This window comes from Tsuneonella sp. HG094 (genome assembly GCF_053819285.1).
Map to the genome: position 1 here is coordinate 1079332 of NZ_JBSORA010000001.1, position 19387 is coordinate 1098718.

Genomic DNA, 19387 nt, shown 5'->3' on the forward strand with positions numbered 1-19387 from the left:
TGGTGGCGAGCGCGGTCAACCCCGTGGAACGCGTTCGGCAATATCCGCCTCAATCCGCCCAGGCGGCATCCTCGAGCTGGAGTTCGGCCTGCGGGCGATCGCCCCAGTCGTCGATCTTCGCGCGGCCCGCGAGCCACAGCAACCGTCCGCGCGAGCCGTGAAGCAGGGCCTGGCCCAGCGGCGTCTCAGCGGCGCGGAAGGCGATCATCTTGAAGCTCTTCCCGTCGAGCCCGCTGGCGATCGCGCGCACGTGATCGGTGCCGACGATATCCGCCTTGACCAGCCTCACCGGGCCAACCGCCACACGCGGGCCGGGCCAGCCGACGCCGAAAGGGCCTGCCGAATCGAGCGTCTCGACGAGATCGGGCGTCAGCGCGCCGGGTGACAGGGCGAGGTCGAGCGGCATCGAATCGCTTTCCTTGGCGCGCGCCACCGCTGCGCCGAGCCGCGCGTCGAGCCAGTCCGCCAGTGCGCCGATCTTGCCCGCTTCGATCGTGAGCCCGGCCGCCATCGCGTGCCCGCCGCCCGCCACGAGAAGGCCTTCCTCGCGCGCGGCGATGATCGCGGCACCAAGGTCCACCCCCGCGATCGATCGCGCCGACCCTTTTCCGATATCGCCGTCGAGCGCCACGACGAGTACGGGTTTTCCGGTCTTTTCCTTGATGCGTCCCGCGACGATGCCGATCACTCCCGGATGCCAACCATTTCCCGCAACGAGATGCACCGCGCGATTATGCTGCCCTTCGAGCATTGCCTCGGCGGCGGCCTGCACTTCGGCCTCGATCGCGCGGCGCTCTTCGTTGAGGGCGGACAGCTGCGCGGCGATGTCGGCCGCTTCGCCCGCATCCTCGGTCGTTAGCAGGCGCACGCCCAGCGTCGATTCGCCCACGCGACCGCCGGCATTGATGCGCGGGCCGAGCGCGAAGCCGAGATCGGAACAGGCGGGCGCGCGCTTCAGCCGGCTTGCGTCGATGAGCGCCGCCATGCCAGTGTTCGCCCGACGCGCCATAACCTTGAGCCCCTGGGCGACGAACGCGCGGTTGAGTCCCCGGACTTGCGCCACGTCGGCCACCGTGCCGAGCGCGACCAGGTCGAGTAGGCTCATCAGGTCCGGCTCGGCCCGACCGCCTTCAAAGAATCCGCGCTGGCGCAGAGTTCGCACGAGCGCGACCGCAAGGAGGAACGCCACGCCGACCGCCGCGAGGTGGCCGTGTTCCGCGCCCTCTTCGCTTTCGTCGAGGCGGTTGGGATTGACGAGTGCTGCGGCAAGCGGAAGCTCGGCGCTGCACTTGTGATGATCGACGACCACGACGTCGATCCCGGCTGCATGCGCCTGCGCAAGGGCCTCATGCGCCATCGCGCCGCAATCGACGGTCACGATAAGGCTCGCCCCTTCCTCGCCCAGCCGGACGAGTGCCTCGCCGCTCGGACCGTAACCTTCGAGCAGGCGGTCTGGGATGTAATAGCGGGCCGAGTTCCCGAGGTCGCGCAGGAGGCGGATCAGCAGCGCCGCGCTCGTCGCCCCGTCGACGTCGTAGTCGCCGTAGATCGTGACGGTCTCGTTGCTCATCACCGCCTGCGCGAGCCGCTCGGCGGCAGTGTCCATGTCGCGGAAGTGCGATGGGTCGGGCAGGAACGCCCGCAGGGTCGGCGCTTTGTGCCGGTCGAGGTCGTCGCGCTCCACGCCGCGCGACAGCAGCAACTGGGTGACCACATCGTCGAGCGCGCCGGTCGTGCCGCCGTCGAGGCTGCCGACATCCATGTTGCCGCCACGCCAGCGCCAGGCCTTGCCCGACAGCGAGCGATCGACGCCGAAAACGGTGGAGAGCGAGCGGGAGGCCATCGCAGACCCGTCTAAACCACCCGCCACGCCGCGCCTACCCACGGACGATTGACAATCGACAGCACGGGGCGATGGTCGGTCGATGGAAACTCCGCTCCTGATCGTGTGGCACAGCCGGACCGGCGCCTCGGAAGCGATGGCGCACGCGGCGTTCGAAGGCGCCGTCGGACGGGCGCGGTTGCTCGGTGCGGACAGCGTTCAGCCTGACGATCTCCTTGCCGCGCGCGGCTATCTTTTCGTGTGCCCGGAAAATCTCGCCGCGCTCAGCGGAGCGATGAAGGAGATGTTCGACCGCTGCTATTATCCCGTCCTCGGCCAGATCGAGGGTCGGCCCTACGCAACGCTCATCGCCGCGGGATCGGACGGTGAGGGGGCCCAGCGCCAGCTCGACCGGATCGCCACTGGGTGGCGGCTCAGGCGGGTGGCGGAGTCGGTGATCGTCAACCTGTCCGCCCAGACGCCGGAGGCGATCATGGCCCAAAAGACCGTGCCGCCAGATGCGCTGCAGAAGTGCCGCGACGTCGGGGAAGCCCTTGCCGAAGGACTCGCTACGGGCGTGTTCTGAGCGTTACCTCCAAAGTGGCTGGGACTGGCTCACGAGGGACTCGACGCCGTTTCGCTTTTCCGGCACAAAAACGTCGGGATTTGAAGGGGAAGGTCGTCTCATCGGTTTGAGCCGTTCAGACGCGGGGCGCGCCAGGGAAGGGGCGCTGCTGCTCTTGTTTCAGCGGGACCAACGGCCGGATGCGGGAACGCTTCGGGCGGCGGTAGCTGGCGCGGGTCGTCTGTCGGTGACGCAGGAGCTTCCCGGAGATGGACCCGAAGCTGCCGTCACAGATGTAGAGGTACTGCGCGATGGCATGACGTACGACGTCTGCGGGCTGGCGCCGGGCGAGCCGATGCCGCTCGCGTCCATCGCGCATCGTTTCGATTCGGACCATGCGCTCGACATTGCGGCGCTCGAGGCGCTGGGCATCCAGCCCGGTCCGCATCTCACGGCCGGGGCGCGGTCGCTGCCCGTGGTGCGCACGATGATGGGTGTCGTGACGGATCTCGCCCCGTACCTGCCCGGACTTGCGGGTATCGCCTGGCCGCCTGCTCGTACACTCGTGGGGCCGGGGCTGTTCGTTTCCAGCATGTCGACGTGGCTGGCGGGCGGGGCGTTCCCAGCGCTCGGCCTGACCGCGTTGAGCGACGATTCCGAAGGCGGGATGCGAACCGAGGGGTTGGCTTGGTTCACCGGGCAGGAGGTGCTGATCGCGGCAGACATCGCGAAGGACCGGGTGGCGGCGGCGCGCCTTGCGATCCGGCTCGTCAACCAGCTCGTGCTGCAGGGCCGGTTGACCGCGAGCGAGGCAATCGTCGCTCCCGATGGTGGGCGCCTAGCACTGGAGCCTTCGAGCGACGGCAAGACGGTCAGGGTCCGCCGGGCTTGAGTTCGACCGTCGAGTTTGCCGCTCGCGCGCGCCTGCCGTTCCGTGCGGTCAACCGGCCCGAGAGTCCCGACTACGACCCTGCGCTCCAACGCCATCACCTGCTGCCCCGGCAGGTCCTCGGAAGGCGATGCTTCGCACGGCTCCTCGGCGCCGTCGACGCGCGGCGACTGGGGTTCGACGATTTTCGCCGCAACGGCCTGCTCCTGCCCGCGCGGGACGAAGCGGCGCGGCGGCTGATGCTGCCGCTCCATCGCGGACCGCACCGCGCCTACAACGCGATGGTGATCGAGCGGGTCGGGCAGATCGAGGCGCGATGGGTGTCCGCCAATGCGACCGCACCGGGTGCCGCGGGAGAGGAGGCGCTGTTCCGCCTCGCACTGCTGCAACGCGCCTTGCGCCGCCGCTTGACCGATCCTGCCCATGCGCGGCTGCGCCTCAACCGGCACGATCCGGTCGGTACCGGGTTCGACTTCGCTGAGCTCGATGCGCTGGCCGAGCAGTTATGGGGCGGAACTCAGATCGCCTTGGCGGCGAGCTCGTCCTTCGCCGCCTGATACTGTGCGGCCAGCCTGTCGACGCGCTCGGCCACGCTCTCGACCGCCGACACCATCCCGATCCCCTGACCCGAACCCCAGATGTCCTTCCACGCCTTGGCTTCGGTGTTGCCGCCGCTGCCGAAATTCATCGCGCTGGGATCGCTCACCGGCAGGTTGTCGGGGTCCATGCCTGCCGCCTCGATCGAGGAGCGCAGGTAGTTGCCGTGCACCCCGGTGAAGAGGTTGGAATAGACGATCCCGTCGGCTCGCGCGGCGACGATGGCGTCCTTGTAGCGCTGATCGGCGTTCGCCTCGTGGGTGGCGATCCACGGGCTGCCGATATAGGCGAAGTCCGCCCCCATCGCCTGCGCCGCAAGGACCGAGCGTCCGTGCGCGATCGATCCCGACAGCGCGACCGGCCCGTCGAACCAGCTGCGGATTTCCTGCATCATGGCGAAGGGGGAGAGGGTGCCGGCATGGCCGCCCGCGCCGGCGGCGACGGGGATCAGTCCGGTCGCGCCCTTTTCGATCGCCTTCCTCGCAAAGCGGTCGTTGATGACGTCGTGCATCGAGATGCCGCCCCAGCCCTTGACCGCGGCGAACACGTCTTCGCGCGCACCGAGCGAGGTGATGACCAGCGGCACCGCCCACTTGGCACAGACCGCCATGTCCTCTTCGAGCCGGTTGTTCGACTTGTGGACGATCTGGTTGACCGCGAATGGCGCGGCGGGGCGGTCGGGATTGGCGCGGTTGTGCTCGGCCAGTTCCTCGGTGATCCTGTGGAGCCATTCGTCGAGCACGCCTGACGGCCGCGCGTTCAGCGCCGGAAAGCTGCCGACGATCCCCGCCTTGCATTGCGCGATGACCAGTTCCGGACCCGAGACGATGAACAGCGGCGATCCGATCACGGGCAGGCGCAGGCGGTCGAACGGGGCGGGCAGGGTGGTCGGCATCGGGGGTGTCTCTCCGGTTGCTGTTTGCAACGCGCCTAATGCGCGTTCGCGGTGCTGTCGAGGTGGGCCGGGCGAATGGTGACACGAAGTATACACCGTAACGGCTGCTCGGCGCGCGGTAGCTTTATCCCGGCATCAGATGCTCCAGGCCATAGAACCGGGCGGCGGTGCCCGCGAACAGGTCTCGCTTTTGGCTGTCGGATGCACCGCTGACGAGGCGCTTGAAGGTGTTCCACAACACCGGGTAGGTCGCGCCCCAGCGGTCGACCGGGTAGTTGCTTTCGAACATCGCGCGCTTTGCTCCGAACGCTTCGATGCAGGTGTCGATGTAGGGCTTCCACATGGCAGCCAACTCCTCGCTGCCGAACCCGGAAGCGGGCCCCTCGTCGGGCAGCTGGCTGAAGCACATGGCAAGGCCGCCGAGCTTGATGCTGACGTTCTCGCACGCGGCGAGTTCGCGGATGCTGCTCCGCCAGCGCTCGAAGTTCTCCTCCAGCGTACCCTTGTAGCTCGCGATGCCGAGCGGGGTGCCGCAGTGGTCGAGGACAATGGGCTGGTCGGGGAAGGCGCGGGCGAGATCGACCAGGTCGCCGAGTTGCGGCTCGAGCAGCCAGGCGTCGAAGGTCAGTCCGCGCTTGCCGAGCTCGGCGAAACCTTCGCGGAATTTCGCATCGCGATAAAGTCCTTCGCCCGCCCGGACGATCGGGCCGAGCACGCCGGGGTCGGCATCCCACGACCCCGAGTGACGGATGCCGACGAAGCGCGGAGAGGCCGCCGCCAGCGCATCGAGCACCATGCCGGCACCGCTGCCCAGCGTCAGGTCGGCATGACCCACGATCGCAGCGCAGGGGCGGTATTCGCCGTAGAGGCCGCTGGCACCCTGCGCCGCGACCCCATTGACGAATTCGACCTCGCCCACCGGCTGCAGGCCGCCGCCACGTCCGGGATCATAGAACGCGCGGCATTCGAGGAAAACGGTGCCGATCACGCGGTGCCCGCTGTGCGTATCGGCATGGAGCGCGTCGAAAGTGTAATACGCCGCATCGACCAGCGCCGCCGAGAACGGATGGAGCGGCTCCTGCATCAGGCCCATCATCGGCCGCAGGTCCCACAAGTGATGGTGCGGATCGATGATCGGCAGGTCGGGTTCGATGATCGCTTCGGTCACTGCACGCACTCCCGCTGGGCCCCTTTTGCCGAGGGCATGTCACACGTGTCACACTGTCCAGAAACAAGAATGCTTACCGGGGCCGGTGGCTGGTTTTGCGCGTGGGCGGAAGGCGGTCGGGTGGTCATGGGGCGACTGTAAGCCAGTGATGCCGATGTAGGAAAGCGGACCGTCCGCAATTGGTCCCTTGCGGGCGCTCTTACCATCAAAGGACAATGACGCTTTGCGTTGTAGAACGACAAACACTCTGTCATTAAAACCGCGTGCGGGTCGCAATCTCAATCATTGCATTAGGCTGCACCACGTTCTTGGCAGGTTGCTCTGGTCGCGAAATCCGCTCCGATGAAATGTCGGTAGAAATTGAAGACACGGCCAACGCACTCAACATTGAGCTTCGCTTTTCCACGGAGGATTTACACTCGATCGTTCCAGATGGCGATGTCGGTTATCTGTACGTCTTTGAATGCGGTCACTCGGGTAACTTTAAAGCATTCAGTGATCAAGGCTTTGAGCTTAAAGGGGGTAGCCTTCAAATAAAGTATCGCATTCCTCAGGATGATCACTTCGTCTCCAAGCTAGATGCCGCTTGTGGGCGATTCATGACAACTGGATATTCGCTTCGAAATAGTAAGTCGGTCGTTTTTGCGATGAGTCGCTAAATTGGTGCCGCACAGTCCACGGTCAACCCGCCACCGCCGAATTCGCCGCGCTGAGGATGGCGCGGACGCTCGCTGTTGCGACGTCCTCGTCGATGCCGCATCCCCAGACTTGCTTGCCGCCAGGTCCCGCGCACAGGACGTAGGTGGCGGCGCGGGCGTCTGAGCCAGCCTTGAGGGCGTGTTCGGAGTAATCGAGCACTTCGAGGTCGACGCCGAACGCCTCGCGCACCGTCGCCACGACCGACGAGATCAGGCCGTTGCCCCGGCCGCTCACCGTCTGCGCCTTGCCTTCGACCGAGATCGTGCCGGCGAACACACGGGTGCCGTCGGCGGCGCGGCTTTCCTCGTAATTGACGAGCTGGAACGGCCGTTCGGCGGTGCCGACGTGATAGGTTTCGCGGAAGGCGAGCCAGATGTCGGTGGCGTTCAGCTCTCGCCCGAGGTCGTCGGCCATGCGCTGCACCGCCTTCGAGAAATCGGCCTGCATCGCCTTGGGCAGCTTGAGGCCCTGGTCCTGTTCCAACACCCAGGCGAAACCGCCCTTGCCGGACTGCGAGTTGACGCGGATCACCGCCTCATAGTTACGACCGAGGTCCGCGGGGTCGATGGGCAGGTAGGGGACGCGCCAGTGCTCGTCGTTCTGCTGCTCGAGCGCCTCGAACCCCTTCTTGATCGCGTCTTGATGACTGCCCGAGAACGCGGTGAAGACCAGTTCGCCGCCATACGGATGGCGCTGGTGGACGGGGATCTGGTTGCAGTACTCGACGGTCTCGATCACGCGGTCGATGTCGGAGAAATCGATACCGGGATCAATGCCTTGGGTGTAAATGTTGAGAGCGACTGTCACCAGGCAGCAGTTGCCGGTGCGCTCGCCGTTGCCGAACAGGCATCCCTCGACGCGGTCCGCGCCCGCCATCAGCCCCAACTCGGCCGCGGCCACCCCGGTGCCGCGGTCGTTGTGGGTGTGGAGCGAGATCACCGCGCTCTCGCGATTGGGCAGGTTGCGGCAAAAGTATTCGATCTGGTCGGCGTAGATGTTGGGCGTCGCCGCCTCGACCGTCGCGGGCAGGTTGAGGATGATCGGCCGTTCGGGCGTAGGTTGCAGCACGGTCATCACCGCCTCGCAAACCTCGATGCTGAAATCGAGTTCGGCGGTCGAGAACGTCTCGGGGCTGTACTGGAAGTGCCACTCGGTACCGGGCCGCGCGGCGGCCTCGTCGCGCAGGACCTTGGCGCCGGCGACCGCGATGCCGATGACCTCAGCCTTGCTCATGCGGAACACGATGTCGCGCCACGCCGGGCTGACCGCGTTGTAGAGGTGGACGATCGCCGCGCGCGCGCCGTCGAGGCTGGCGAAACTGGTGCGGATCAGGTCCTCGCGGCTCTGCGTCAGCACCTGGACAGTCACGTCGTCCGGGATGCGTCCCGAGCGGACGAGACCCTGGATGAAATCGAACTCGGTCGCGCCCGCGCTGGGAAAGCCGACCTCGATCTCCTTGAGGCCGATCTCGACCAGCAGGTCGAAGAAGCGGTTCTTCTTCACCGCGTCCATCGGGTCGACGATCGCTTGGTTGCCGTCGCGCAGGTCGGTCGAGAGCCAGCGGGGCGGGGCGGTGATCGTGCGGCTCGGCCACTGGCGATCGGGCAGGGGCACTTGCGGGAAGGCGCTGTATTTGACGCCGGGGTTTCGGAGCATGGTCATCGGAAGGGTCTCGTAACGATCGGGTGGCTGCGGGCGGCTGTCCCTTGGGCGCCCGGCGCGCCCGTTCAGGTCGCGCAGCCGGTCACGCCCAAGGGCGGATAAGTCGAAGCAGCGATAGCGCGTTACGGATCATGCCGCGTCCCATGCGCGAAAAGTCAGGACGCGGCAAATGTTTCAAGTGCAATCAGTTCAGCCGCATTTGGCCGAGCGGATCACGTCGGTGCCCTTGTCCATCGTCACGTTGAGGCGGTCTTCGCGGTAGTCCATGGTCACGATGCTGTCGGGGTAGAGCCAGCGCGTGCGCTTGGCCCCGGTCGCCTTTTCCACCTCGGCGCGGACGGCGGCGGTCGCCTTCTTGCCGATCCACGGGCCGACCTTGTCGGGGTTGCAGGCGTTGGCACCCGGGTCGGGGCGGGGCTGGCGTTCGGCGGTCATCTTCTTCTCGAATGCGGCGGTGATTTCGAGTTCGACCTCGTCGCCCACCAGCGGCAGCGCGCCGTTGATGCCGAATACCGAGCGGCGGATCATCGCGCGCCCCTCGAACCCGACCGTTTCGCTGCCCATCATGCTGCCCGCGCCATTGAAGGTCGCCTGGATCGCGACCGGCGCTGTGATCCCGTTTAGGGTGAGGTTGCCGAGGATGTAGGCAGTGCGCCCATCAGCATTGGGCATGACCGACGTCGACACGAACCGGGCCGGCTTCTGGTTCGGGCCGAAAAAGTCGGGCACCTTGCCGTCCTTGCCGGGGCGCACGAGGTGTTCGTTGAGCCCCTTGCTCGCGGTGAGCGGGTTGATCGGGATGGTCACGTCGACCTTGGCGACGGCGGGATTCGCCGGGTCGAGTACCAGGGTGCCGGTCACATCCCCGAACAATCCGAAATAGTCGCTGAAGCCGAGATGATCGACCCGCCAGCCGACCAGTGTGTGGTTCGGATCGACAGTATAGGTCCCCCCGCTCACCCGTGCCGGATCGGCCGTGCCCGGCTTCTCGGTCGGCATCTGCGCGATGGCGGCGGCCGAAGCCGCGGCCAGCGCAAGGGCGATCAGCGGGCGTTTGATCACGAGCATTTTCCTCCGGTGATGATGTCGTTCGCGTCCAGCGTAACGTTCAGGCGATCCGCGCGATAGTCCATCGTCACGACGGTATCGGGGCCGACCCAGCGGATGCGGTCGTGGCCGACTTCCCTGGCGACCTCGGCCCGGACGGCGGGCGTGGCCCGTTGCGAGACGAACTGCGCGACCTTGCTCGCGCCACACGCGTCGCCCGGCGGATTGCTGTCGACATCGGTGCTGGCGGTCCGTGCGGCGGGCGTTGCGCCCGTCGTTACCGGTGCGCTCGAAGTCGCTTCGGGGGTTGTCGTCATGGTCCCGTCGGAAGCGGTCGCGGCACCGGCCGGGTCGGTGGCCGCAGCGTCATCGGGCGTCGAATCCGCGCATGCGGCAAGTGCCAGCGAGCTGGCGGCGGCAAGGGTCAGGAACAGGGTTCGCATGGGTCTCTCCACGAATTTCGTGGAGAAGGAACGCGCGAACCCCGCCTGGTTATCCCGGCGCTCAGTTGACGGTCTTGTCGACCAGCTTGTTCTTGCCGATCCACGGCATCATCGCGCGCAGCTTCGATCCGACCTGCTCGATCGGGTGCGCGGCGGCGGCCTTGCGGCTCGCCTTGAGCTCGGGCTGGCCAGCGCGGTTGTCGAGCACGAAGTCCTTCACGAAGCGGCCCGACTGGATATCGGCGAGCACGCGCTTCATTTCGGCCTTGGTTTCGTCGGTGATGATCCGCGGGCCGGTCTTGATGTCGCCGTACTCAGCGGTGTTGCTGATCGAATAGCGCATGTTGGCGATGCCGCCTTCATAGAGCAGGTCGACGATCAGCTTGGTTTCGTGGAGGCACTCGAAATAGGCCATCTCGGGGGCATAGCCCGCCTCGACCAGCGTTTCGAACCCGGCCTGGATCAGGTGAGTGACGCCGCCGCACAGCACGGCCTGCTCACCGAACAAGTCGGTCTCGCACTCTTCCTTGAAGTTGGTTTCGATCACGCCCGAACGGCCGCCGCCGACGCCGCTGGCATAGGCGAGCGCCACGTCGTGCGCGTTGCCCGTCGCATCCTGGTGGACCGCGATCAGGCACGGCACGCCGCCGCCCTTCTGGTATTCGGAGCGGACCGTGTGGCCCGGGCCCTTGGGCGCGACCATGATCACGTCGATGTCCGCCGGAGCCTCGATGAGCCCGAAGTGGATGTTGAGCCCGTGGGCGAAAGCGAGCGCGGCGCCCGGCTTCATGTTTCCCTTGAGGTCGTTCTCCCAGATCGCCGCCTGGTGCTCGTCCGGTGCGAGGATCATGACGATGTCGGCCCACTTGGCCGCTTCGCTGTTCGACAGGACCTTGAAGCCTGCGCCTTCCGCCTTCTTTGCAGTGGCCGAGCCCGCGCGCAGCGCGATGGCGACGTCCTTTACGCCGCTGTCGCGCAGGTTCTGCGCATGGGCGTGCCCCTGGCTGCCATACCCGACGATCGCGATCTTCTTGTCGGTGATCAGGTTCAGGTCGGCGTCGGCGTCGTAGTAGACTTTCACGGTATCAATCCCTCGATTTCGTCATTCCCGCGAAGGCGGGGATCCAGTTGCGACAGCCGTAGCTGGATTCCCGCCTTCGCGGGAATAACGATGTTTGTTTAGTCGCATCCAGTTCGGCTTCAGGCCCCCTCGGCCCCGCGCATCATCCCGACGATGCCGGTGCGGCCGACCTCGACCAGGCCAAGCTCGCGCATCAGCGAGACGAAGGTGTCGATCTTCTCCGGCGCGCCGGTGATCTCGAAGATGAAGCTTTCGGTCGTGGTATCCACCGGCTTGGCGCGAAAAATGTCGGCGAGGCGCAGCGCCTCGACCCGCTTGTCTCCGGTGCCTGCCACCTTGACCAGCGCCAGCTCGCGCTCGACGTGCGGTCCCGCCTCGGTCAGGTCGATGACCTTGTGCACCGGGATGAGCCGCTCGAGCTGGGCGTGGATCTGGTCGATCACCTCGGGCGGACCGTTGGTGACGATGGTGATCCGGCTGATCTGGTGGTTGTCGGAAATGTCCGCCACCGTCAGGCTGTCGATATTGTAGCCGCGCGCGGTGAACAGCCCGGCGATCTTGGCGAGTATACCCGCTTCGTTGTCGACGGTGATGGCGAGCACGTGACGCTCGGCCTGGGCGGTCTTGATCTTCATCACACCAGCGCCTTCGCTTCGTCGTCCATCGTGCCTTCCACGCGGTCGCCGTAGAGCAGCATCTCGGTGTGCGCCGCGCCCGACGGGATCATCGGGAAGCAGTTTGCTTCCTTCGACACGCGGCAGTCGACGATCACCGGTCCGTCATGGTCGATCATCGCCTGGATGCCCGCGTCGAGCCCGCCCTCGTCCTCGATGCGGATGCCCTTCCAGCCGTATGCTTCGGCGAGCTTCACGAAATCGGGCAGACTGTCCGAATACGAGTTCGAATACCGGCTCTCGTAGGTCAGTTCCTGCCACTGGCGGACCATGCCCATGTATTCGTTGTTGAGGATGAAGATCTTGACCGGCAGGCGATACTGGCTCGCGGTGCCGAGTTCCTGGATGTTCATCTGGATCGATGCTTCGCCCGCAACGTCGATCACCAGCGCATCGGGGTTGCCGACCTGCGCGCCGATCGCGGCCGGGAGGCCATAGCCCATCGTGCCGAGGCCGCCGCTGGTGAGCCACTTGTTGGGCCCGAAAAACCCGAAGTACTGCGCCGCCCACATCTGGTGCTGTCCGACTTCGGTGGTGATGATCGGGTCCTTGTCCCGCGTCAGCGCGAACAGCCGCTCGACGGCGAGCTGCGGCATGATCTCGGTGCGGCTCGGCGGATAGGCGAGGCTCTCTCTGGCGCGCCACCCGGCGATCCGCGCCTTCCATTCGCCGAGGTCCTGGCCCTTGCGGTTGCCCCAGGCCGAGACGATTTGTTCGAGCACCGCGGTGCAATCGCCGACGATGCCGACGTCGACGGGCACGATCTTGTTGATGCTCGCCCGGTCGATGTCGATGTGGATCTTCTTCGAATCGGGACTGAAGGCGTCGAGCCGTCCGGTCACCCGGTCGTCGAACCGCGCACCGATATTCACCATCAGGTCGCACTTGTTCATCGCCATGTTGGCTTCGAACGTGCCGTGCATCCCGAGCATCCCGAGCCAGTCGGGATGGTCGGCGGGGAACGCGCCGAGGCCCATGAGGGTGCTGGTGACGGGCGCGCCGGTCAGGTCCTGCAGCTTGCGCAGCAACTCGGTCGCGCGGGGGCCGGAATTGATCACGCCGCCACCGGTGTAGAACACCGGGCGTTCGGCCGCGGCGATCATCTCCACCGCGTCGAGGATCTCGTCGATACTGCCGGTCGAGGGTGCGACATAGCGCGCCGAGGGCAGCGGTGCGGTATCCTGCGCGTCTAGTGTCGCGATCGCGACCTGCACGTCCTTGGGAATGTCGATCAGCACCGGGCCGGGGCGGCCGGTGGTGGCGATGCGGAACGCCTCGTCGATCGTCGCCTGCAGCTTGGCCGGGTCTTTCACGAGGTAGTTGTGCTTGGTGCAGTGGCGCGTGATGCCGATCGTGTCGGCTTCCTGGAAGGCGTCGGTGCCGATCAGCCCAGTGGCGACCTGCCCGGTGATCACCACCATCGGGATCGAATCCATAAAGGCGTCGGCGATGCCGGTGACCGCGTTGGTCGCGCCCGGACCGCTGGTGACGAGCACAACGCCGGGCTTGCCGGTCGAGCGGGCGTATCCTTCGGCCGCGTGGGCCGCACCGGCTTCGTGGCGCACGAGGATGTGGCGGATGCGCGTGTCGGCGAACAGTTCGTCGTAGATCGGCAGGACCGCGCCGCCGGGATAGCCGAATACGAATTCGACTCCCTGACGCACCAGACACTCGATCAGGATTTTGGCGCCGCTGCGCTCTTCCACCACACACACTCCAGCTGCGGACTGCGCCTTAACGCCTGCCCAGAATAAAAGCGACCCGGCGCGGGGACAGCACGCCGGGTCGCCTCTCCTCTCAAAGAGAAGTCCCGCCTATGCGACAGGAAATGTCATGTCAACAGTAAATGTGGAAATAAAGTTTCAACCGCATTCGGCGCAAGGTAATCTTCTGGCGTCGATCTTGGCCAATCATCCGGTGGCTGGTGGCGGAACCAGGTTGTCTGGCGCTTGGCGTACTGACGCGTGGCGAGTTGCCCGGCGGCGATCGCCTCGTCCCGCGTCGTTTCGCCGGAAAGCCAGCCGGCGATCTCGCGCACCCCGATCGCGCGCATCACCGGGAGTGCGGGATCGAGACTGCGCGCCAGCAGCGCGGCGACTTCCTCTCGCGCTCCGCCGTCCGCCATCATCACGAAGCGCCGGTCGCACCGCTCGGCGAGCCAGTCGCGCGGCGCATCGAGCACCAGCGGTGCGAGCGCGATGCGCGCGTCGATCCCGCCTTCCTTGTGCTCCTGCCAGTAACCGAGCGGCTTGCCGGTCGAGCGCACGACCTCGAGCGCGCGGGCACTGCGGGTGGTGTCGGCAGGGGCGAGGGCGGCGGCGCGGTCCGGGTCCTCGCGTAGCAGCGCGGCGTACGCCTCGGCGACAGGCATTGCGCGCACTGCGGCCCGGATCGCGGGATCGATCGGTGGTATCGGGGCAATCCCGTCGAGCAATGTTCGCAGGTACATGCCGGTCCCGCCCACGAGGATGGGCAGCTTCCCCTCGCTGTGCGCCGCATCGACCTGATCCGCCGCCGCAGCGGCCCAGTCGGCCGCCGAGCAGGCGACAGCGCCGTCCCATGCGCCGAACAGGCGATGGGGCACGCTCCGCATCTCCTCCTCGCTCGGGCGCGCGCTGAGCACGCGAAGGTCCGCATAGACCTGCGCGCTGTCCGCGTTGATGACCACCGCGCCTCTGCCTTGGGCCATGTACGCGAGCGCGAGCCGTACGGCGAGATCGCTCTTGCCGCTCGCGGTCGGCCCTGCGATGAGCGCCACGGCCGGCTTCCCGCCTTCGCTTTTCGGAGAATTCGCAGTGCTCATCGCGCGGCTGATAGCAGACCCGCAGGACCTTGAAACACGGCTCGACACTGCCGTGGCTGCGCTCGAGGCAGATGGGTTGCGGATCGCTGCGGCCGCGATGCTCGAATACTGTCCTGAAGTCCTGCAGTTCAGCCTGCCCGATGGCGATTCCGCAACCTTGCGCCGGGTGCTCGACGCGCATTTCCCGGCCACCGACATGCTGGTGTCGACGCACGAGATCGGCATTCCGTCTCTCTTCGTCTCCGACATGGATTCGACCATGATCGGGCAGGAGTGCATCGACGAACTGGCCGATTTCGCTGGCTTCAAGGAACGCGTCGCCGCGATCACCGAGCGGGCGATGCAGGGCGAGCTCGACTTCGCCAGCGCCTTGACCGAGCGCGTGGGACTACTCGCCGGCCTGCCCGAGGATACCATCGCGACGTGCCTTGCCGAGCGGATCCGCCCGATGGACGGCGCACGAACCCTTGTGGCGACGCTGAAGGCGAAAGGATGCCGGACCGTGCTCGTCACCGGTGGCTTCCACCATTTCGCGGACCCGGTGGCCGATCAGCTCGGGTTCGAGCACGTGGTCGGCAACCGGCTCGCAGTGGCGGGCAGCAAGTTGACCGGTGCGCTCGTGGGCGGGATTACCGACAGCGGCGTGAAGCGCGACGTGTTGCTGCAGCACGCGGCCGAGCTCGGAGCGGGGGCGACCAGTCTCGCCACCGGCGACGGCGCGAACGACATCCCGATGATCGAGGCGGCGACCTGGGGTGTCGCCTATCACGCGAAGCCCAAGGCGCGTGCTGCAGCCGACGGTTGGATCGATAGGGGCGACTTGACGGCGGTCCTTTCGCTGCTGGGCATTGCCCGGACCGAGTGGGTCTCGGGCTAGATTCGCGCTTTCCAGTTGCGGATCGCAACGCTATATTGACATCTCTGTCAGTAGAGACCCTGCCATGACCGCGCACCAGACCTTTCCCGCTGCCGACCCGAACCTCGCCTGCGCCGCCGACGGCACAGTGTTCCGGAACCCGGCTCGCCCGATGCCGAAGCGCGACATTCCGCTGGCGCTGTCCAAGTTCAATGCACTGATCAAGGACAAGGAAAACACCGCTCTGGTGTTCGATATCTACGAGGCACTGCCGTCTAAGAACTACCTTCCGCGCGCCCGGGCACTGACATTGAGCGAGGCGGGCGAGCGGCTCCGCGCGGACGAGCCGTTCCTGCCGCCGATCCTCGACGATCATGCGGCGCTCCGCAGGCTGCCCGCCGGGAGCGTGGCGCACGCGTATTGCGACTTCATGGAGCGCGAGGGCCTGACCGCCGCCGGGCTGGTCGCCGAATCGGAAAAGACCGGTCGGCCGAAGTACGATGACCTGGTGCAGTGGTACGGCTTCCGCCAGCGCGACACGCACGACCTGATGCACGTCCTCACCGGCTATGGCCGCGACGCGCTCGGCGAACAGTGCGTGCTGTTGTTCACCCACGGCCAGCAGCCCGCGCCGGGCCACCTCCTGCTCGGCTATGCAGGTGCCTGGAACATCACCAGGCAGGTCAAGTCGAAGGCGCCGATCTGGCGCGCGGTGCGCGAGGCGCACCGGCTCGGCAAGACGTGTCCGCCGCTCCTCGCGATGTCGATCCGCGAGCTGCTCGCGATGGACTTGGACGTGGCGCGCGAGAAGCTCGGCATCACGCCCGCCCGCTGGTATGCGAAGTGCCACGAGGTCTGGCGCAGCGAGGGAATCGACCCATACGACCTGCTCGGTAAAGCAATCCCGGAAGAGAAGCTTGCCGCTTAAGCGACGAGCGCCTCGCGTTTCCGCCGCGATTTCAGCCAAGCCGCAAGCCGGATGCCCGCCGCTGTGAAGGCGATAGGCGCGAAGACCAGGCCGATCTCCATTCGCTCGGGGTCGAACATGCGCCCGACATAACTCTGCGCGAAGATGAACCACAGGTAGTGGCTGCCGGTGCGGTGCAGCCGCTTCCACCAGTGCCCCATCGCCCGCTGCGCCGCGGCGGTCGAGGTGAGCGCCATTGCCCACAGCAGCAGGTAGGCGAGCCCGCCGCCGACGACGGTCACCGGGTCCGGCGCGGTCCCGCTCACCCGGAAGAACGTTACCAGCGCGGCGAAGTGGATCGTGTGGCTGATCGCGAACCCGAGCCCGATCCACTTGCGCCGCGCAAGGATCGCCTTGCTGAAGCCGCTCGGCCGAAGCTGGTGCAGCGGGCGGGCGATGTAGGCGAGGATCAGCAGCGGAAACCCGACCCGCGCGGTGTAGCGGGCGGCGAGTTGCCAGTCCTCGGTGGGAGTGTGGCCGATTAAGAAACCGGTGGCCAGCGAAGCCATTCCGGCGACAAGCCCCAGCAATACCGGCCACCGCAACTGCATCGCCCCGCCTCCCTCGGAGAGGGAGTTAGCGCAGCTCCTTGCGGATCACCAGCTTGAGGCCGGACCACGTCTCGTCGATCGCGCAGACCTTGGTGTCGACGAAACCCAGGGGGAGCGCGACCTCGCGAATGGTATCTTCGGTGATGTCGGTGGGGACGTTGGCGGCCCTCTTGGGCCAGCTGACCCAGACTTGCCCGTCGGGTGCGATCTGGCTGCGGAGTTCAGCGAGCTTCGCCTCCATGTCGGCGCGTTCGGTAACGAAAATGTGCGCCGCATCGACCCCCTCGGCCGGGTCGGCGACGAACGTCAGGTCGAGCGCGTACTCGTCGATCTCGTCGGCGACGTCCTCGGGCATCCCGCTGAACCACACCCGCTGCTCGTCGCGCAACGACAGCTTTTTCGCGAGCGGAGTGCCGGAATAGCCGCTGGCCATCGGATCAGTTCGCCATCCAGTCGCGGAAGAAGCTGTCGCTGGCTTCGCGCAAGTCGGCGAGCGGGACGGAGAAACCGGGGCCGCTCACTTGCGCTCCGCCCACCTTGCCAACGGGCGCGGCGAACACGTCCGCATCGCGAGCGGCGGAAAGAACGGCATCGGGATCGTTCGTGCTGACGAGGTATCGACCCTGATCCTCCGCGAAAAAGATCGCTGCCGGGTTGGGGACATTCGGCAAGCTCACGTCGACACCAATTCCGCTGGCGAGGGCCATTTCGGCGATTGCGACCAACCCACCACCGTCGGAGCAATCGTGGACCGCGTTGATCGCCCCAGTGGCAATCAGGCTGCGGACAAGCTCGCCATGTCGACGCTCGAGCGCCAGATCGACCGTGGGTGCATCCCCGCCTTCGAAGCCATGGCATTCGCGCAGCCAGAGGCTCTGGCCGACGCTGCCCCCGGTGTGCCCGATCAGTATGAGGGTATCGCCCTCCGACTTGAACGCGATGGTCGCCATCGTGGAGTAATCGTCGATCACGCCCACGCCGCCGATCGCCGGGGTCGGCAGGATCGCGCTGCCGCCGCCCGTCGCCTTGCTCTCGTTGTAGAGGCTCACGTTGCCGCTCACGATCGGGAAGTCGAGCGCGCGGCATGCGTCGCCCATGCCCTCGAGGCAGCCGGTGAGCTGGGCCATGATCTCGGGGCGCTGGGGGTTGGCGAAGTTGAGGCAATTGGTCACTGCAAGCGGATTCGCGCCGACTGCGCAGAGGTTGCGATAGGCCTCGGCGATGGCTTGCTTGCCGCCTTCGTAGGGGTCGGCGTAGCAATAACGCGGGGTGCAGTCGGTGGTCATCGCCAGCGCCTTGCGCGTGCCGTGGACGCGCACCACCGCAGCATCGCCGCCCGACAGCTGGAGCGTGTCGGCGCCGACCTGGCTGTCGTACTGCTCCCAGATCCACCGGCGCGAGGCGAGGTCGGATGAGGCCATCAGCTTGAGCAGGTCAGCGCCGATGTCGGTGCTTGTCGGCACCTCGCCGAGCGGCGCGACGTTTGCCCAGGCCTTGTACTCCTCGCGGCTCATCGCCGGTCGGTCGTAAAGCGGCGCATCGGCGGCGAGCGGGCCGAGCGGGATGTCGCAGACGACCTCGCCCTGCCATTCGAGCACCATGTGGCCGGTATCGGTCACCTCGCCGATCACCGCGAAATCGAGCTCCCATTTGCGGAAGATCGCCTCGGCCATCGCCTCCTTGCCGGGCTTCAGCACCATGAGCATCCGCTCCTGGCTTTCCGACAGCATCATTTCGTAGGGCGTCATCCCCTCTTCGCGGCAGGGGACGTTGTCCATGACCAGCCGGATTCCCGCCTTGCCGTTGGTCGCCATCTCGACCGACGACGAGGTAAGGCCCGCCGCGCCCATGTCCTGGATCGCAACGATCGCATCGGTCGCCATCAGTTCGAGGCAGGCCTCGATCAGCAGCTTCTCGGTAAACGGATCGCCGACCTGGACGGTGGGGCGCTTGGCATCGGCGTCGTCGCCGAAATCGGCACTCGCCATGGTCGCACCGTGGATGCCGTCGCGCCCGGTCTTCGAACCGACATAGACGATCGGATTGCCGAGTCCGGTGGCGGCCGAATAGAAGATACGGTCGGCATCGGCGACGCCGACGGTCATCGCGTTGACGAGGATGTTGCCGTCGTAGGCTGGGTGGAAGTTGGTCTCGCCGCCCACCGTCGGCACGCCGACGCAGTTACCGTAGCCGCCGATCCCCGCGACGACGCCCTTCACGAGGTGCTTCATCTTCGGGTGGTCGGGCCGGCCGAAGCGCAGCGCGTTCATGTTGGCGACGGGGCGCGCACCCATCGTGAACACGTCGCGCAGGATGCCGCCCACGCCGGTCGCCGCGCCCTGATAAGGCTCGATGTAGCTCGGGTGGTTGTGGCTCTCCATCTTGAAGATGGCAGCCTGCCCATCGCCGATGTCGATCACGCCCGCGTTCTCGCCCGGTCCGCAGATCACCCACGGCGCCTCGGTCGGCAGCTTCTTGAGATGCAGGCGGCTCGACTTGTACGAGCAATGCTCGGACCACATGACCGAGAAGATGCCGAGTTCGACGAGATTGGGCTCGCGCCCCATCGCGTGCAGGACGCGCTCGTATTCCTCGGGGCTGAGGCCGTGGGCCTCGACGACATCGGGCGTTATCTGGGACATTGCCCGCGCCCTTAGCGACGGGCGGG

Annotated in this window: 19 protein-coding genes; 6 read left to right on the plus strand and 13 right to left on the minus strand. The window is 66.5% G+C overall.

Annotated elements, in window-relative coordinates; translation table 11 throughout:
- Window positions 1–49: 49 nt before the first annotated feature.
- The gene (gene recJ / locus ACWPMX_RS05355; protein ID WP_455699004.1) at window positions 50–1843 is read right to left on the minus strand and encodes a single-stranded-DNA-specific exonuclease RecJ; all 1794 of its coding nucleotides are present in this window, start codon (window positions 1841–1843) and stop codon (window positions 50–52) included.
- 82 nt (window positions 1844–1925) lie between these two features.
- On the opposite strand from recJ, the gene ACWPMX_RS05360 reads away from it, so the two are divergent.
- The 3 genes from ACWPMX_RS05360 to ACWPMX_RS05370 all read left to right on the plus strand — a co-directional run bounded on the left by ACWPMX_RS05360 (window position 1926) and on the right by ACWPMX_RS05370 (window position 3833).
- A complete protein-coding gene (locus tag ACWPMX_RS05360; protein ID WP_455699005.1) occupies window positions 1926–2408 on the plus strand; it encodes a flavodoxin family protein in 483 nt (160 codons plus the stop codon).
- Window positions 2409–2703: 295 nt separating this feature from the next.
- Window positions 2704–3279 (plus strand): hypothetical protein, encoded by a 576-nt coding sequence (locus ACWPMX_RS05365; RefSeq protein WP_455699006.1) that lies wholly within the window; start codon window positions 2704–2706, stop codon window positions 3277–3279.
- Complete coding sequence (locus ACWPMX_RS05370; RefSeq protein ID WP_455699007.1) at window positions 3276–3833, plus strand: AHH domain-containing protein; 558 nt, start codon at window positions 3276–3278, stop codon at window positions 3831–3833. Before ACWPMX_RS05365 ends, ACWPMX_RS05370 begins: the two co-directional genes overlap by 4 nt.
- On the opposite strand, the gene ACWPMX_RS05375 is transcribed toward ACWPMX_RS05370, so the two are convergent.
- Complete coding sequence (locus ACWPMX_RS05375; RefSeq protein WP_455699008.1) at window positions 3794–4768, minus strand: NAD(P)H-dependent flavin oxidoreductase; 975 nt, start codon at window positions 4766–4768, stop codon at window positions 3794–3796. The two genes, ACWPMX_RS05370 and ACWPMX_RS05375, sit on opposite strands and share 40 nt — an antisense overlap.
- Before the next feature lie 124 nt (window positions 4769–4892).
- The gene (locus ACWPMX_RS05380; RefSeq protein ID WP_455700735.1) at window positions 4893–5936 is read right to left on the minus strand and encodes an amidohydrolase family protein; all 1044 of its coding nucleotides are present in this window, start codon (window positions 5934–5936) and stop codon (window positions 4893–4895) included.
- A gap of 263 nt (window positions 5937–6199) precedes the next feature.
- Here ACWPMX_RS05380 and ACWPMX_RS05385 point away from each other — a divergent pair, with 263 nt between their 5' ends.
- A complete protein-coding gene (locus ACWPMX_RS05385) occupies window positions 6200–6595 on the plus strand; it encodes a hypothetical protein (RefSeq protein ID WP_455699009.1) in 396 nt (131 codons plus the stop codon).
- Window positions 6596–6617: 22 nt separating this feature from the next.
- On the opposite strand, the gene leuA is transcribed toward ACWPMX_RS05385, so the two are convergent.
- From leuA to miaA, 7 genes are all read right to left on the minus strand, one after another.
- The gene (gene leuA / locus ACWPMX_RS05390) at window positions 6618–8297 is read right to left on the minus strand and encodes a 2-isopropylmalate synthase (RefSeq protein WP_455699010.1); all 1680 of its coding nucleotides are present in this window, start codon (window positions 8295–8297) and stop codon (window positions 6618–6620) included.
- 189 nt (window positions 8298–8486) lie between these two features.
- Window positions 8487–9359, minus strand: a complete 873-nt coding sequence (locus ACWPMX_RS05395) for an I78 family peptidase inhibitor (RefSeq protein WP_455699011.1) — start codon at window positions 9357–9359, stop codon at window positions 8487–8489.
- Window positions 9356–9787: an I78 family peptidase inhibitor gene (locus ACWPMX_RS05400; RefSeq protein WP_455699012.1), complete on the minus strand. Its 432-nt coding sequence runs from the start codon at window positions 9785–9787 to the stop codon at window positions 9356–9358. Before ACWPMX_RS05400 ends, ACWPMX_RS05395 begins: the two co-directional genes overlap by 4 nt.
- Window positions 9788–9848: 61 nt before the next feature.
- Window positions 9849–10868: a ketol-acid reductoisomerase gene (gene ilvC, locus ACWPMX_RS05405; RefSeq protein WP_455699013.1), complete on the minus strand. Its 1020-nt coding sequence runs from the start codon at window positions 10866–10868 to the stop codon at window positions 9849–9851.
- A 119-nt stretch (window positions 10869–10987) separates the two neighbouring features.
- Window positions 10988–11503: an acetolactate synthase small subunit gene (gene ilvN / locus ACWPMX_RS05410; RefSeq protein WP_455699014.1), complete on the minus strand. Its 516-nt coding sequence runs from the start codon at window positions 11501–11503 to the stop codon at window positions 10988–10990.
- Entirely contained in the window at window positions 11503–13251 is a 1749-nt protein-coding gene (gene ilvB / locus ACWPMX_RS05415) for a biosynthetic-type acetolactate synthase large subunit (protein WP_455700736.1), read from the minus strand. The genes ilvN and ilvB overlap by 1 nt, the downstream gene beginning before the upstream one ends.
- Before the next feature lie 122 nt (window positions 13252–13373).
- The gene (gene miaA / locus ACWPMX_RS05420) at window positions 13374–14345 is read right to left on the minus strand and encodes a tRNA (adenosine(37)-N6)-dimethylallyltransferase MiaA (protein WP_455699015.1); all 972 of its coding nucleotides are present in this window, start codon (window positions 14343–14345) and stop codon (window positions 13374–13376) included.
- On the opposite strand from miaA, the gene serB reads away from it, so the two are divergent.
- Together serB and ACWPMX_RS05430 are read left to right on the plus strand one after the other, a co-directional pair.
- Window positions 14290–15222 (plus strand): phosphoserine phosphatase SerB, encoded by a 933-nt coding sequence (serB, locus tag ACWPMX_RS05425; RefSeq protein WP_455699016.1) that lies wholly within the window; start codon window positions 14290–14292, stop codon window positions 15220–15222. The two genes, miaA and serB, sit on opposite strands and share 56 nt — an antisense overlap.
- Window positions 15223–15286: 64 nt before the next feature.
- Window positions 15287–16129 (plus strand): Coq4 family protein, encoded by an 843-nt coding sequence (locus ACWPMX_RS05430; protein WP_455699017.1) that lies wholly within the window; start codon window positions 15287–15289, stop codon window positions 16127–16129.
- On the opposite strand, the gene ACWPMX_RS05435 is transcribed toward ACWPMX_RS05430, so the two are convergent.
- From ACWPMX_RS05435 to purL, 3 genes are read right to left on the minus strand one after another with little or no spacing between them, the layout of a single operon-like run.
- Window positions 16126–16719, minus strand: coding sequence for a ferric reductase-like transmembrane domain-containing protein (locus ACWPMX_RS05435; protein ID WP_455699018.1), 594 nt, complete (start codon window positions 16717–16719; stop codon window positions 16126–16128). The genes ACWPMX_RS05430 and ACWPMX_RS05435 overlap by 4 nt on opposite strands.
- A gap of 25 nt (window positions 16720–16744) precedes the next feature.
- On the minus strand, window positions 16745–17152 hold the full coding sequence (locus ACWPMX_RS05440; protein WP_455699019.1) for a DUF3052 family protein: 408 nt from the start codon (window positions 17150–17152) through the stop codon (window positions 16745–16747).
- Window positions 17153–17156: 4 nt separating this feature from the next.
- A complete protein-coding gene (gene purL, locus ACWPMX_RS05445; protein ID WP_455699020.1) occupies window positions 17157–19361 on the minus strand; it encodes a phosphoribosylformylglycinamidine synthase subunit PurL in 2205 nt (734 codons plus the stop codon).
- Between the last annotated feature and the right edge of the window lie 26 nt (window positions 19362–19387).

Coding starts and splice junctions, on each gene's coding strand:
- recJ (WP_455699004.1), bottom strand. CDS start 1,843: ATGGCCTCCCGCTCGCTCTCCACCGTTTTCGGCGTCGATCGCTCGCTG.
- ACWPMX_RS05360 (WP_455699005.1), top strand. CDS start 1,926: ATGGAAACTCCGCTCCTGATCGTGTGGCACAGCCGGACCGGCGCCTCG.
- ACWPMX_RS05365 (WP_455699006.1), top strand. CDS start 2,704: ATGACGTACGACGTCTGCGGGCTGGCGCCGGGCGAGCCGATGCCGCTC.
- ACWPMX_RS05375 (WP_455699008.1), bottom strand. CDS start 4,768: ATGCCGACCACCCTGCCCGCCCCGTTCGACCGCCTGCGCCTGCCCGTG.
- leuA (WP_455699010.1), bottom strand. CDS start 8,297: ATGACCATGCTCCGAAACCCCGGCGTCAAATACAGCGCCTTCCCGCAA.
- ACWPMX_RS05400 (WP_455699012.1), bottom strand. CDS start 9,787: ATGCGAACCCTGTTCCTGACCCTTGCCGCCGCCAGCTCGCTGGCACTT.
- ilvN (WP_455699014.1), bottom strand. CDS start 11,503: ATGAAGATCAAGACCGCCCAGGCCGAGCGTCACGTGCTCGCCATCACC.
- serB (WP_455699016.1), top strand. CDS start 14,290: ATGAGCGCCACGGCCGGCTTCCCGCCTTCGCTTTTCGGAGAATTCGCA.
- miaA (WP_455699015.1), bottom strand. CDS start 14,345: ATGAGCACTGCGAATTCTCCGAAAAGCGAAGGCGGGAAGCCGGCCGTG.
- ACWPMX_RS05430 (WP_455699017.1), top strand. CDS start 15,287: ATGACCGCGCACCAGACCTTTCCCGCTGCCGACCCGAACCTCGCCTGC.
- ACWPMX_RS05435 (WP_455699018.1), bottom strand. CDS start 16,719: ATGCAGTTGCGGTGGCCGGTATTGCTGGGGCTTGTCGCCGGAATGGCT.
- ACWPMX_RS05440 (WP_455699019.1), bottom strand. CDS start 17,152: ATGGCCAGCGGCTATTCCGGCACTCCGCTCGCGAAAAAGCTGTCGTTG.
- purL (WP_455699020.1), bottom strand. CDS start 19,361: ATGTCCCAGATAACGCCCGATGTCGTCGAGGCCCACGGCCTCAGCCCC.